The 14220-nt window shown below is 40.5% G+C and carries 12 protein-coding genes; 9 read left to right on the forward strand and 3 right to left on the reverse strand.

Going from position 1 to position 14220, the window contains the following annotated elements; genetic code table 11:
* Window positions 1-143 precede the first annotated feature (143 nt).
* Window positions 144-581, reverse strand: a complete 438-nt coding sequence (locus G6Q48_RS04210; RefSeq protein ID WP_102137699.1) for a nucleotide triphosphate diphosphatase NUDT15 — start codon at window positions 579-581, stop codon at window positions 144-146.
* Window positions 582-745: 164 nt separating this feature from the next.
* Between G6Q48_RS04210 and fruK the strand changes: the two genes are divergently transcribed.
* The gene (gene fruK, locus G6Q48_RS04215) at window positions 746-1681 is read left to right on the forward strand and encodes a 1-phosphofructokinase (RefSeq protein ID WP_102137803.1); all 936 of its coding nucleotides are present in this window, start codon (window positions 746-748) and stop codon (window positions 1679-1681) included.
* Window positions 1682-1749: 68 nt separating this feature from the next.
* Here fruK and nfo read toward each other — a convergent pair whose 3' ends face one another.
* Window positions 1750-2595 (reverse strand): deoxyribonuclease IV, encoded by an 846-nt coding sequence (gene nfo / locus G6Q48_RS04220; protein WP_166264627.1) that lies wholly within the window; start codon window positions 2593-2595, stop codon window positions 1750-1752.
* Window positions 2596-2695: 100 nt separating this feature from the next.
* Window positions 2696-3775 carry a YeiH family protein gene (locus G6Q48_RS04225; protein WP_102137701.1) on the reverse strand — a complete coding sequence of 360 codons (1080 nt, stop codon included), beginning with the start codon at window positions 3773-3775 and terminating at the stop codon, window positions 2696-2698.
* Between the two features lie 193 nt (window positions 3776-3968).
* Here G6Q48_RS04225 and yieE point away from each other — a divergent pair, with 193 nt between their 5' ends.
* The 8 genes from yieE to G6Q48_RS04265 all read left to right on the forward strand — a co-directional run bounded on the left by yieE (window position 3969) and on the right by G6Q48_RS04265 (window position 14149).
* Window positions 3969-4832: a DNA-binding transcriptional regulator YeiE gene (gene yieE, locus G6Q48_RS04230; protein ID WP_102137702.1), complete on the forward strand. Its 864-nt coding sequence runs from the start codon at window positions 3969-3971 to the stop codon at window positions 4830-4832.
* 294 nt (window positions 4833-5126) lie between these two features.
* Window positions 5127-6617, forward strand: coding sequence for an amino acid permease (locus tag G6Q48_RS04235; RefSeq protein WP_102137703.1), 1491 nt, complete (start codon window positions 5127-5129; stop codon window positions 6615-6617).
* Window positions 6618-6869: 252 nt separating this feature from the next.
* Window positions 6870-8006, forward strand: coding sequence for an ABC transporter substrate-binding protein (locus G6Q48_RS04240; protein WP_166264629.1), 1137 nt, complete (start codon window positions 6870-6872; stop codon window positions 8004-8006).
* A 19-nt stretch (window positions 8007-8025) separates the two neighbouring features.
* Window positions 8026-9120 carry a FecCD family ABC transporter permease gene (locus tag G6Q48_RS04245; protein WP_102137705.1) on the forward strand — a complete coding sequence of 365 codons (1095 nt, stop codon included), beginning with the start codon at window positions 8026-8028 and terminating at the stop codon, window positions 9118-9120.
* A complete protein-coding gene (locus G6Q48_RS04250; RefSeq protein ID WP_102137706.1) occupies window positions 9114-9902 on the forward strand; it encodes an ABC transporter ATP-binding protein in 789 nt (262 codons plus the stop codon). The genes G6Q48_RS04245 and G6Q48_RS04250 overlap by 7 nt, the downstream gene beginning before the upstream one ends.
* A 268-nt stretch (window positions 9903-10170) precedes the next feature.
* A complete protein-coding gene (locus G6Q48_RS04255; RefSeq protein WP_166264631.1) occupies window positions 10171-12201 on the forward strand; it encodes a ligand-gated channel protein in 2031 nt (676 codons plus the stop codon).
* Between the two features lie 360 nt (window positions 12202-12561).
* Window positions 12562-12774, forward strand: a complete 213-nt coding sequence (locus G6Q48_RS04260; RefSeq protein WP_004253162.1) for a hypothetical protein — start codon at window positions 12562-12564, stop codon at window positions 12772-12774.
* Window positions 12764-14149, forward strand: coding sequence for an APC family permease (locus tag G6Q48_RS04265; RefSeq protein ID WP_102137708.1), 1386 nt, complete (start codon window positions 12764-12766; stop codon window positions 14147-14149). Before G6Q48_RS04260 ends, G6Q48_RS04265 begins: the two co-directional genes overlap by 11 nt.
* Window positions 14150-14220 lie beyond the last annotated feature (71 nt).

Genomic DNA, 14220 nt, shown 5'->3' on the forward strand with positions numbered 1-14220 from the left:
TGTTTCACTGTACTAGCTAAATGATACGGCAAGCGTGAAGTATTGTAAATATGGCAAATAGAATAAAATAGGGAAAAATGAGTAATTAGAACGAGATGGATAATAAACGTACAACGCGAAGATATTTGTACGCTTATGATTAATTAGGCGCTTTGGTGATAGAAGCGTTGTGTTAGCCAGAGGTCTACGGCATTGCGGCTAGCTTCAAAATGCGGTTCTGGGAGGTTATCAGGTGAAACCCACATTAGGTTTTCACATTTGTCTGCTTCCATAATTCGAGGCTCCACATCACCGCTATATTCAACATGCATACAAATAGAAACGGTATGTTTACCTTCTTGTTGATAAGTCTGTAAATTGTTGCTGATGCCAAAAACGGTGGGAGTTTGAATATCAATACCAATCTCTTCTTTTATTTCGCGGATGGCACAGGTTTCAAATGATTCACCTGGGTCAACATGCCCTCCGAAAATAGACCAATAGGGCGCATGTTTACTGCTGCGTTTGCCCATCAAAATTTGCCCACATTTGTTAGTGATTATAACACCGACACCCACGACGACGTTGGTAGGCTCAGACATATATTCTCCTTATTGTTTTCTTTTTTAGCGCGTTGATCCTGACATAATCTAGTAGAAAAACAAGCAGGAAAAAGTACAAATATCACTGAAAACAATATGCTTTAATGTTATAACTATAATTAAATTTAAAGACACGATAATCATGATAAGGGAGATTAGTGGTTATGACTCGCCGGGTTGCTACAATTACATTAAATCCTGCTTACGACCTTGTGGGCTTATGCTCTACTATCGAAGTTGGTGAAGTCAATTTAGTCAAAACCGCTAGCCTCAATGCGGGTGGTAAAGGTGTCAATGTCGCAAAAGTGCTCCGTGACTTAGGTATTGATATCACTGTTAGTGGTTTTATGGGAAAGGATAACCAAGAAGAATTCCAACATTTTTTCAGTGAAAATGGTATGGCTAATCGCTTTAGTATGGTGCCAGGGCGTACACGAATTAACGTGAAACTCACTGAAAATAACGGGGAATCGACTGATTTCAATTTTTCAGGTTTTGAGGTTAGTAAAGAAGATTGGAACCGTTTCTCGACAGAGTCGCTCAATTGGTTAGGCCATTTCGATATGGTTGTGGTGAGCGGAAGTTTACCGAGTGGTATTGACCCAGAAGAATTTACTCGCTGGATGACTCGCCTTCGCCAATTATGTCCATGTATTATTTTTGATAGTAGCCGAGAAGCTTTGAAGGCAGGTTTAAAAGCATCTCCATGGTTAGTAAAACCTAATCGTCATGAGTTAGAAAGCTGGGTTGGCCGAAAACTTCCTGATTTACAAGAGGTCGTGGCCGCAGCGCATGAATTAAGAGACAAAGGGATTTCCCATGTGGTCATATCGTTAGGGGAGGAAGGGGCCCTTTGGGTTAACGCTTCGGGCTCTTGGCTTGCAAAACCACCCCATTGTGAAGTGATAAGCACTGTTGGTGCCGGTGATTCCATGGTGGCAGGGTTAGCTTATGGGTTACTTAACGGTGAATCCAGTGAGCACACGTTACGTATGGCGACAGCGATTTCCGCGCTATCCGTTTCTCAGCCAGATGTCGGTTTAAAAAATAGAAACAAATTAGCGGATATGATGGCTAAAATTGAAATGAAGTCGTTATAGTACATTAGTTTCAACCAAAACCCCCGCATGATAAATGCAGGGGTTTTTGGTTATTAGAAAGCAAATAATTAGCTATTTTGTTGTGCTTTTAGCCATGCAATTTCTTGCGGCCAAATATCGGGGTTAACAGTTTCTAAAATCAATGGGATACCATCAAAGCGGTCATCTTGCATAATGTAAGTAAATGGAGCAAAGCCAATGTTCCCTTCACCTAAACTATGGTGGCGGTCAACGCGGCTGGCAAATTCACTTTTAGCATCATTCAGGTGCATTCCTTTTAGAAATTCAAACCCAACAATCTCTGCAAATTGGCTGAATGTTTTGTCACAATCTTCGGCTGTGCGTAAGTCATAACCTGCGGCAAATGCGTGGCAAGTATCAATACAAACGCCTACACGGCTTTTATCTTTCACTCCATCAATAATTTTTGCGAGATGTGTAAAGTCAAAGCCCAAGTTAGTCCCTTGGCCGGCCGTATTTTCAATAACTGCAATCACCCCTTCGGTCTCAGCAAGGGCAATATTAATAGATTCAGCAATTCGCGCTAAACAATCGTCAATTTCAATTTTCTTTAAATGACTACCTGGGTGAAAGTTAAGTAAATCAATACCTAATTGTTCGCAGCGTTGCATCTCATCGATAAAAGCGGCACGAGATTTCTCTAAAGCTTCAAATTCGGGGTGACCTAGATTGATCAAATAGCTGTCATGAGGAAGGATCTGGTGTTTACCGTACCCATATTTTTTGCAGTTATCTTTAAATTTTTTAATCACGTCTTCGCTTAGTGGCGCAGCTTTCCATTGGCGCTGATTTTTTGTGAATAAAGCAAAAGCGGTTGCATTGATTTCATGTGCGCGAATAACGGCTTGGTCAACGCCACCTGAGGCGCTGACATGTGCTCCAATATATTTCATTTTTGACTCCTTTTTCTTGGAGTATGCCATTAATGAGCAAATAAATGAAATCAACAAAAAAGCCACCAAGTAAGGTGGCTAAAAATGAGGAGAATATATGCTAAAAAATGCTTTGAATCAGTACGTTAATTAGAAGCCCGCCAACAATCAGCCAAACAAATAGAATCAGCGCCATTAATAAGGGTTTAATACCCGCTTGGCGAATAGCACTCACATGGGTCGTTAGTCCTAAAGCCACCATTGCCATAGCGAGTAAAATTGTATCTAACGCAATGATTTGTTGCACTAACACTTGAGGCAGTAAGTTGAGTGAATTAAAACCTGCAACAACAATAAAAAATACAGCGAACCAAGGAATAGTGATTTTGCTTTTTTGGCTATTGGCTGTTTGGTTAGCCGCTGTTTTACGGCTTAAGAAAGCCGATAAAATAATTAGAAAAGGCGCAAGCATCATGACACGGATCATTTTGGCAATGACAGAGGCATTTTCTGCGTCAGTACCAATGGTGTGGCCTGCTGCAACAACCTGTGCAACTTCATGCACGGTTGAACCAATATAAATCCCAAAAGTTTCTTCTGTTGCTGGAAACCAGCCGAAGTGCGCATTTAATTGGTAAATCCAAGGGTAAACAAAGATACAAATCGTACCAAAGATAACAACGGTTGAAACAGCAACAGCGACTTTACTCGCAGAAGCTTTAACGACAGGTTCGGTTGCCATGACGGCAGCTGCACCACAAATACTACTGCCTGCGCCAATTAACAATGTTGTTTCTTCATCAAGACCGAACACTTTTTTACCTAGCCAATATGCTAATAAAAATGTCGATGTTAATGTTAAAGCATCAATAATTACCCCAGTTGCTCCTACGTCAGTGATCTGCTGGAAAGTAAGGCGAAAGCCATACAAGATAATACCAGCGCGTAGGAAATAGTGTTTGGCAAATTTAGTACCAGCATCACAAGATCGACTGGCTACGGGGTAAAAAGTATTCCCTACAATAATTCCTAATAATATTGCGAGGGTTAATGCACCTAAACCGATATCCATAAACCAGGGTTGGTCACCTAGGTAAATTGCAATAGCAGTTAGAATACCCGCTAAAATAATGCCTGGTATGAGTTTGAATATAGGGCTTAGGCTATTTTGCTCAAGGGTGTTGGTGTCACTTTTATTCATGATAATACTCTTTATTACCGCTTATAAGATTTAGTAATAAGGATATAACAAAAGCAATAATAATTTAAATTGATTATTTTTATATAATCTACCACCAAAATAGATTATAAGTTTCTTCTGGAATATTGCGAATAAATCGTTAATATTAACATTATTATTACAAATACTAAAAATCACGTTGGGGCTTACCTTTATGCGAATTACTCTTAGGCAACTTGAGGTTTTTACGGAAGTATTAAAAAGTGGCTCCACGACGCAAGCATCTCAGCTATTAGCGCTTTCACAGTCGGCTGTCAGTGCGTCGCTAACGGATTTAGAAGGTCAACTAGGTGTTCAATTATTTGACCGTGTGGGTAAACGACTTGTTACGAATGAGCACGGAAGGCTGCTTTATCCCAAAGCTTTAGCATTATTAGAGCAAGGGCTAGAGGTCGAGCAATTATTTAAAAAAGAGATGGGAGCTGTGCGTCTTGCTGCCAGTACGACGATTGGTAATTATATTTTACCGGAAGTCTTAGCGGGTTATCGTCATGACCACCCAGATATTCCTTTAGAGCTTTTTATCAGTAACACAGAAGAGATCATTAAATCCGTTATGGAGTTTAGAGCGGACGTTGGGTTAATTGAAGGCGTTTGCCATAGCCCTGAGTTAATTTCTAAAGCATGGTTAAAAGATGAACTCGTTATTTTTGTTTCACCTCAAAACCCATTAGCGAATAAAAGCGTCTCTTTAAAAGATTTACGTGACGCTCCTTGGATCTTGCGTGAAAGGGGCTCTGGTACGCGGGATGTCCTTGACCAACTATTATTTGCACATCTTCCCGGCTTTCATATTTTGATGGAGCTTGGAAATTCAGAAGCTATCAAACATGCCGTCCGATATGGAATAGGTATAAGCTGTTTATCACGCCGAGTGATCGAAGAGCAATTAGAGAATGGGACTTTAGTTGAGTTAAAAATAGACGAACTTCATTTAGAAAGAACGCTATATTTGATTTATCACCGCCAAAAGCATATTTCGAGTGCGATTACTAATTTGTTGTCATATTGTCACTAAAAAACTCTCGTTACCTTTTAGTCCGTTGCGTTGTTGGCTGCATTCGATTACCCAAGCCACATGCCAATCATTTGCCGCCTCGCAACGGGCTAAAGCCTTCAGAGGAATAACTACGTTAAGTTTTTTCTAAGATTTTAAAGAAACAATATTCGATCTTGGGTAATAACGCGTTTTACTTATAATTTTATGTGAATTATGAAGGTATCTTATAACAGTGAAGAGTTGCTTAGTTCTCACAGCCTATTTTGCTAGAATCCATGCGATATTAGCTGAATAATAAAATGCAGGGAACAAATGTCAGAACAACATACCAATACTATCTCGCAGGGCGGCCCACAAAAACTACGCCGTGAGTTAAAGGCACGCCATCTTGCGATGATTGCTATCGGTGGGTCCATCGGTACCGGTTTATTCGTTGCATCCGGTGCAACGGTTGCACAAGCAGGCCCCGGTGGAGCACTCCTTTCTTATGCTATCATTGGCTTAATGGTCTATTTTTTGATGACCAGTTTGGGCGAGTTAGCCGCTTATATGCCTGTTTCAGGCTCATTTGCAACCTATGGTGCAAAATATGTCGATGAAGGTTTTGGTTTCGCACTAGGGTGGAACTACTGGTACAACTGGGCTGTGACTATTGCCGTTGACTTAGTTGCTGCTCAGTTGGTGATGACCTACTGGTTCCCAGATACTCCCGGTTGGATTTGGAGCGCGATCTTCCTTGCCATTATTTTCTTACTGAATTTCATCTCTGTTAAAGGGTTTGGTGAAGCGGAATACTGGTTCTCATTAATAAAAGTCACCACGGTCGTTATTTTTATTATCGTCGGGGTATTAATGATTTTTGGCATCATGAATGGTGCAGAGAATGCAGGATGGCATAATTGGGAAATTGGTGATGCACCTTTTGCTGGTGGTTTCTCAGCGATGATTGGTGTGGCAATGATCGTTGGTTTCTCATTCCAAGGTACTGAATTAATTGGTATTGCTGCGGGTGAGTCGAAAGATCCTGCCAAAAATATTCCAAAAGCAGTGCGCAAAGTATTTTGGCGTATACTGTTATTCTATATCTTCGCAATCTTAATTATTAGTTTGATCATTCCTTATACTGACCCAAGTTTACTGCGTAATGATGTCAAAGATATTAGTGTCAGTCCATTTACCTTAGTATTTGAAAATGCAGGCCTATTATCCGCAGCAGCAGTGATGAATGCGGTTATCTTAACGGCAGTATTATCGGCAGGTAACTCGGGTATGTACGCATCAACGCGTATGTTGTATACCTTAGCGCGTGAAGGCAAAGCGCCGCGCATTTTCGCCCGTTTATCTAAAGGTGGCGTACCGCGTTATGCATTGTTAGCAACGACAGTTGTTGCGGGATTGTGTTTCTTAAGTTCTATGTTTGGAAACCAGACGGTGTACCTGTGGCTATTAAATACATCCGGGATGACAGGGTTTATTGCTTGGTTAGGTATTGCAATTAGCCATTATCGTTTCCGTAGAGGCTATATTGCACAAGGGAAAGATCTTAATGACTTACCTTATCGTTCAGGTTTCTTCCCAATTGGCCCTATTTTTGCCTTTATTTTGTGTTTAACAATTACATTAGGCCAAAATTACCAAGCCTTTTTAGAAGATAAAATTGATTGGGTAGGGGTTACTGCAACTTATATTGGTCTCCCATTATTTTTAGCGATTTGGTTTGGCTATAAGATAGCGAAGAAAACAACGTTTATTCGCTATAAAGACATGAGCTTTCCAAGTTACCGCGAAAATTTAGATAAATAATTTTTTAAAATACTTATCATGAAAACAGTACTCTTTATAGGGTGCTGTTTTTTTATATATAGCGCTGGTAATAAAGTGGTATTTTGGCGGTAAAATATGCTGAATGCTTGGCTTTACGATGGTGGTCACAAAATTCCATTGATGAAAGTCATGATTAAACTAATAATCGTATTGATAAGTATTCTTATTTGCTTTATTGTTACCGCATAAAAAAAAGGTAAGTCAATGAGGTTAATAGTGGAGCTTAATACTATGTCGTCGGTAGCCAAGAAGTCTGTAGCTAGGTCGGTAGTAAAAGGGATAAGTTTAGCGTTATTAGCAAGTGCCAGTATGAGTGCTTGGGCTGCAACAGTCACTGATATTGCAGGTCGTACAGTTGAAGTTCCTGATAATGTTAATCGCATTTTATTAGGTGAGGGACGCCTATTTAGTGCAATAGCTCTGCTGGAAGGTGATAAACCTATTGACCGAATTGTGGGTTGGCAAGGTGACCTTCGAAAACTAGACCCACAAACCTACGCTGCTTATAAAGCTAAATTTCCTGAAATTGATAATATTCCACTGATTGGTAATACCAGCGCAGATAGCGTCAGTTCAGAAAAAGTATTAACCCTAAATCCAGATATCGCGATTTTTGGTTTGTCAGGCCATGGGCCGGGTAAAAATAGCGAATTAGTTAACCAGCTTGAAAAAGCGGGAGTGCCTGTCGTATTCGTGGATTTCCGTGATAAGCCACTGGAAAATACATTGCCAAGTATGCGTTTACTCGGCAAAGCGTTAAATCGTGAACAGGCAGCAAATAAGTATGTCGATTTTTATGAAAGAAACCAAAAATTAGTCACTGATATTACCTCTAAAATACCAGACGATAAAAAACCCAGTGTTTTTATCGAATTACGCGCGGGAGCCTTTGAAGACTGCTGTGGTACCGCTGGTGATGGGAATATGGGGAACTTTATTGATTTAGCTGGTGGTAAAAATATTGCTAAAGGCGTTTTACCGGGTGCACTTGGTACGATGAATTTAGAGAAAATTATTGCTGCAGACCCAAGTATTTACATTGCATCTGGTGCAAAAGCACCGGGAAGTAAAGATGCAGGCGTTCAATTAGGGGCACAAAGCACATTAACTGATGCAAAAGAAAGCCTGAAAAAAATTACTGAACGTAAAGGAATTAGCGCGTTATCAGCCATAAAAGATAAGCAAGATTATGCTATCTGGCACAATTACTATAACTCTCCATACAATGTGATTGCGACGCAAGTTTTCGCTAAGTGGTTCTATCCAAAACAATTTACCGACCTTGAGCCGCAAAAAACGCTGGAGCAATTACATAGAGAGTTTCTCGCCATTGAGCCAACAGGTGTATATTGGGTCAGCGAAAAGTAATGAAGACGGGTAAGAATTGATGAGTATTACGAGCGAGCCAATAGTTGCGGCTGAAAAAGCCGCGATCCAGGCTGACGATAATGTAAAAATACATTATCAAAATATGTTACGTCGTCGGTTGACATGGCTAGCGGTCATCGTTGCGGCAATTTTATTATCACTGGTTATTGATTTTACTTTAGGGCCATCAGGTTTATCTCTTGAGCGTTTATGGCAAACGTTGGTGACCCCAGAGGCCGTTGATGCAGGGACACGCGTCATCGTATGGGATATTCGTCTGCCATATGCGTTGATGGCAGTGGTGATTGGCATGTCATTAGGGCTTGCTGGCGCAGAGATGCAAACGATCCTCAATAACCCGTTAGCGAGCCCATTTACGTTAGGGGTCTCTAATGCAGCGGCTTTTGGTGCCGCATTAGCGATTGTTTCTGGCATTGCAATTCCAGGTGTGCCTGACCAATGGGTGATATCAGCGAATGCCTTTATTTTTGCGCTGTTAGCCGCTTTGATGTTAGACGCAGTAACCCGTTGGACGCGCGTAGCAACTTCAGGTGTCGTATTGTTTGGTATTGCTCTCGTGTTCACCTTTAATGCATTGGTTTCTATGATGCAATTCATCGCGACGGAAGATACCTTGCAAGGTTTAGTCTTTTGGACGATGGGGAGTTTATCAAAAGCAACTTGGGTAAAACTGGGTGTGATGGCGCTAGTGTTCGCACTTATTTTCCCGATTGCCATGATGAGCTCATGGAAACTGACGGCTTTAAGGTTGGGCGAGGACAGGGCAATCAGTTTTGGTATTGATGTGCGTCGTTTAAGGCTAACAACGTTATTGCGTATTAGTATTTTATCGGCTTTAGCGGTGGCGTTTGTTGGCCCTATTGCTTTTATTGGTTTAGTCGCGCCGCATATTGCAAGGTTGATTTTTGGTGAAGATCACCGTTTTTATCTACCAGCAAGTGCATTAATTGGGGCGTTAATTTTATCAATGGCGTCAATTGCGTCGAAGAATATTATTCCTGGTGTGATTATTCCTGTTGGGATTGTGACATCATTAGTGGGGGTACCGTTCTTTTTAAGCATTATTTTACGTCATAGAGGGAACGTATCATGAGTGGCCTGATTATTAATCAATTTAATGCAGGCTACCCAAAACGCCCGGTGATTGAAAATTTATCGACGGACATTTTGCCTCGCGGCAAGATCACGGTATTACTTGGGCCTAATGGCAGTGGTAAATCCACGTTGTTGCGTTCGCTGGCGGGTCTAAATAAGGCAACAGGGCAGTTGTTGCTTGATGGTTTGGATTTAACCCAACAGAGTTTTGCCCAGCGGGCACAAAATGTGGTGTATTTACCGCAAACGTTACCTGCTGGTGTGCACCTGTATGTTCTCGAGTCTGTTATTGTTGCTCAACGTGCTTCAGGCGGTTTAAGCAATGAAAACAGTAAAGACGAAGTGATGGGGTTATTACGCCAATTGGGTATTGAACATTTGGCGTTAAGTTATTTAGACCAACTTTCAGGTGGGCAAAAACAATTAGTCGGTTTGGCTCAATCTTTAATTCGTCAACCCAACTTATTGTTATTAGATGAACCGTTAAGTGCATTGGATTTGAATTACCAATACCATGTGATGGATTTAGTGGCGAAAGAAACCAAACGCCGAAATATAATCACGGTTGTGGTAGTTCATGATATTAATATTGCGCTTAAACATGCAGAGCATATATTAATGTTGAAGCAGGGTAATTTAATTGCACAAGGCGAACCTGCAGAGGTCATTACACCCGAAAGCCTTGCTGAGGTTTATGGTGTACGCGGTCGCATCGAACGTTGTTCGCAAGGTGTTCCACAAGTCCTGATTGATGGGCTGGTTGATAAACTGGCGAGTTAATATCACGAAGAAAATGATGTGCTTGCAGTACACAGCAAGCACATCAAATAAAATAATAGGAAACAATATTCAAAAATAAACAAATTAAATATTAATTAATAGTAATTACCCACAGGAAATTTAATTGAATTATATAATGGTTTTTTACCATGAATTTCTTATGGGTATTTAAATGCCTAAATAATAAAAATGATATTTTTGATTCAATGAAATCAATGTGAGCAAATCAATTCATATATAAAACAAAATATCTCTTGGAGAGTTGGGAATGGTTGTTTTTAATAAAAGAAAAGTGGCAATTAGCATAATTGCGGCTATCGCTGCGGCACCTGCATTTGCTGATGACAGTAAAGATAAAATCTATGTTACAACCGCATCAGGTTATCAACAGAAAATTGAAGATGCACCTGCGTCTATTTCTGTAGTAACTCGCGAACAACTTGAGAACAAAGCTTATAAAGATGTCACCGATGCGTTAAAGGATTTACCTGGCGTTCAGGTTACTGGTGGTGGAAGTAAATCAGATATTAGTATTCGTGGTATGGATGCAAAATACACCATGATTATGGTTGATGGAAAGCGCATTGATTCACGTAGTACACGCCCTAATAGTGATGGTTCTGGTATTGAACAAGGCTGGTTGCCACCATTACCCGCCATTGAGCGTATTGAAGTAGTACGTGGCCCAATGTCATCGCTGTACGGTTCAGATGCGATGGGTGGGGTAATTAATATCATTACCCGGAAAGTGGGTAAAGAGTGGAACGGTAGTTTGCGTGCGGATACCACAATCAATTCTCATCGTGATTCAGGAAATGAAGGCCAAGGAAGCTTCTATGCATCTGGACCTTTAGTTGATGGCTTGCTTGGAATGAAAGTTAATGGAATTTATTCAAAGCGTTGGGAAGATAAGTTTGTTGGGGGTTTTAATGAACAAAAAATTGGTGCAGTAGGAACAACTCTGACATTAACGCCTGATGAATTTAATACCTTTGATTTTGATTTCAAACATGATGAACAAGAAAGAAATACAACAGCTGGAAAATCTGGCTCATTGATGTGTACTACGGGTAAAGGCGCAAATAAAGTTACTAAAAAATGTGATGATTCAAATGTAACATACCGAAAAAACAACTATGCGGTTACGCATAACGGTATTTATGATTGGGGTGCGATGGAAACTTTTGTTCAAAGGGATGAAACTAAAAACCCAAGTCGTAAAATGGAATATAACGATACATTAGTAAAAAACCAAACTGTGTTAAATTTGGGTGACCATACATTAAGTATTGGTGGGCAATATCGCTATGAAGACCTTCGTGATAAAGGAAATCAATTAGCTTCTGCTGCAGATGTTGACAAATTAACTCGTTATAGTTGGGCATTATTTGCTGAAGATGAATGGATGATGACCAATGATTTTGCCTTAACGGGTGGTGTCCGTATGGATAAAGATGAAAACTTTGGTTCTCATTGGACTCCTCGTTTATACGGTGTTTGGCATACCTCAGATGAATGGATAATTAAAGGTGGTATCTCAACAGGGTATCGTTCACCTGAATTAAGACAAGTTGCCCCAAATTGGGGGCAATCAACAGGGGGGGGGGGTGATCCAGCTGTTATTATTGGTAATCCAGATTTAAAACCTGAAAAAAGTGTTACACAAGAACTTGGGTTTATCTGGAATAATCAAGATAACTTGAATGTCGGTGTGACATTCTTTAATACTGAATTTAAAGATAAAATCATGGAAGTGCGTAGCTGCACGGACTCCACAAAAGATAAAGATGGAAATACAGGTACAATCGCTAGTGGTGAATGTATGTATGATGGGAAAGCATACAAATTTATTAGTGAAAGAGAGAACGTTGATAAAGCAAACCTTCGCGGTGCTGAGCTGACATTTAACTGGGATATTACAACGGATCTCGCATTTGCTGCTAACTATACTTATTCTGATTCTGAGCAAAAAAGTGGTAAGTTCAAAGGTAAGCCTTTAAGCCGTACACCGAAACATATGGCGAATGGTTCTTTAACTTGGCAAACAACTGAAGATCTTCAATTGTGGAATCGTGTTAATTTTAATGGAAAAAGTAGCTCCTATCTCTCCAGAACTAGTATGAGTAAAGAGAGACCTTCTTATACTTTTGTTGATATCGGTGCGAGCTATCATATTGATAAAAATATCAATTTAGTAGCCGGTATGTACAATATCTTTGATAAGCGTTTAACTGCTGAGTCCAATGATAAAGTACTTGATGGCCGTCGTTACAACTTTGGTATCAACTACAACTTCTAATCGAAAATACTATCTCGATTAACCCAAACCCTTTGGCTCTCACCAGAGGGTTTTTTGTTGATTAAAACCTGATAAAAATCATAAGAAAAAGAACTTATAAGCAGATATGGCAAAAAGTCAGAAATAATCAAAATTTCTCATGGGAAATAGGGTGATTTGTTAACAATTTAGCTTGCTATTTCGAGTTATGGCGTGCAAAATGCGCGAACTAAAAAATAACTGATGCTTAATTAAATAAAGCATCGGTTTTTTTGTTTTTAGGAACGTTCATTCTAGCGGGGCCGGACATAGAGCCGGAGAGATAATTTTAATATTTACGTGTAGCAAACATTTTTCGCTACCGATTTGAGGAATGCTTTTATGGCTTACTTTTTCGCATTCGCAGCAGGGCCAGGCGCTGGCGGCTGCCGTATCGATGACTACGGGGCTCTCGGTGGCTTCGCTCACACGCCTTTCTCCCTTTCTTCGTTTTTCTCTGCCTATAGGCAGATGCAAAGTCTTCCCAGTAACTGTCGATTAAGCCGAAGTAGTATGCAATCGAAAGTTATGGGAGGGCTTAGACGTGCAAAATAATACGCCAATTCCATTAGACATCGGTCACAATCAAACGGGTGCGAATAACCGCGTACAACTTGCAAAAACCTTAACATTGGTGCAAGTGGTAATGATTGGTATTGCATATATCCAGCCAATGACGATATTTGATACCTTCGGAATGGTATCAGATAAAACCGGTGGACATGTTCCAACTTCATACATTATTGCACTTGCTGCGATACTGTTTACTGCACTGAGCTACGGTAAATTGGTGAAACGTTTCCCATCAGCCGGTTCAGCGTACACTTATGCCCAAAAATCCATGAGTCCACATATTGGCTTCTTGGTGGGCTGGACATCATTGTTGTCCTATATTTTTATGCCAATGATCAACATCTTATTGGCTAAAATTTATTTACAAGATATTTTCCCTAATGTAGAACCTGCAATCTTCGTTGTTGGGCTGGTTATTTTAATGACTGCAGCCAACTTACGTGGGATTAACGTGATTGCAAACTTAAGTACCGTCATTGCTATTATTCAAGTGGGTGTCATGGTGGTGTTTACAGGGCTTGTGATCCACGGTGTTTCTAACGGTGAAGGAACGGGAGAAATCTGGACTTTTAACCCATTTGCTAATGAAAAAACGGAAATGATCCCACTCATTGCTGGGGCAACAATCCTCTGTTTCTCATTCTTAGGTTTTGACGGGTTAAGTTCACTCTCAGAAGAAACACCGAATGCCGGTAAAGTTATTCCTCGTGCTATTTTCTTAACTGCGTTAATCGGTGGGGTTATCTTTATTACTGTTTCGTTCTTCTTACAGCAATACTTCCCTGATGTATCACGCTTTAAGAATATAAATGAAACACAACCAGATATTATGCGTTTTGTTGCAGGTACATTCTTCCAGTCAATCATTCTGGTGTTCTCATGTGTTACCGTATTAGCATCAGGCATGGCCGCTCATGCAGGTAGTGCGCGTTTAATGTATGTGATGGGACGTGATGGGGTATTCCCAGAAAAAGTCTTTGGCTACGTAAGCCCAACATGGCGCACCCCGGCATACAACGTATTACTGGTTGGTTTCTTGGCATTAGGCGCTATCTGGTTTGAAATGGATTTTGCGACAGCATTAATTAACTTTGGTGCGCTAATTGCGTTCACCTTCGTGAATATTTCTGTCATTAGCCAATTCTTTATTCGTGAACGTCGAATGACAGGCTTCAAAAATATCCTAAACTACTTGATCCTGCCTGTTATTGGTACGCTAACAGTGTGTGTGTTATGGCTGAATATTGAAGAAGACTCAATGGTTTATGGGTTGATCTGGACAGCAGTTGGTTTGGTCTATATGGCGGTGCTGACACGCATGTTTAAGCGGCCTATGCCGCAGATGAGCGACGTATAGTTCTTCATAATTCTTCCTATTTCGCGCCGTAGCTGCGTTTTGCTCGGCGCCTTGCTACAACACGAACTATT

Source organism: Providencia sp. M-27 (genome assembly GCF_011077905.1).
Taxonomy (GTDB): domain Bacteria; phylum Pseudomonadota; class Gammaproteobacteria; order Enterobacterales; family Enterobacteriaceae; genus Providencia; species Providencia huaxiensis.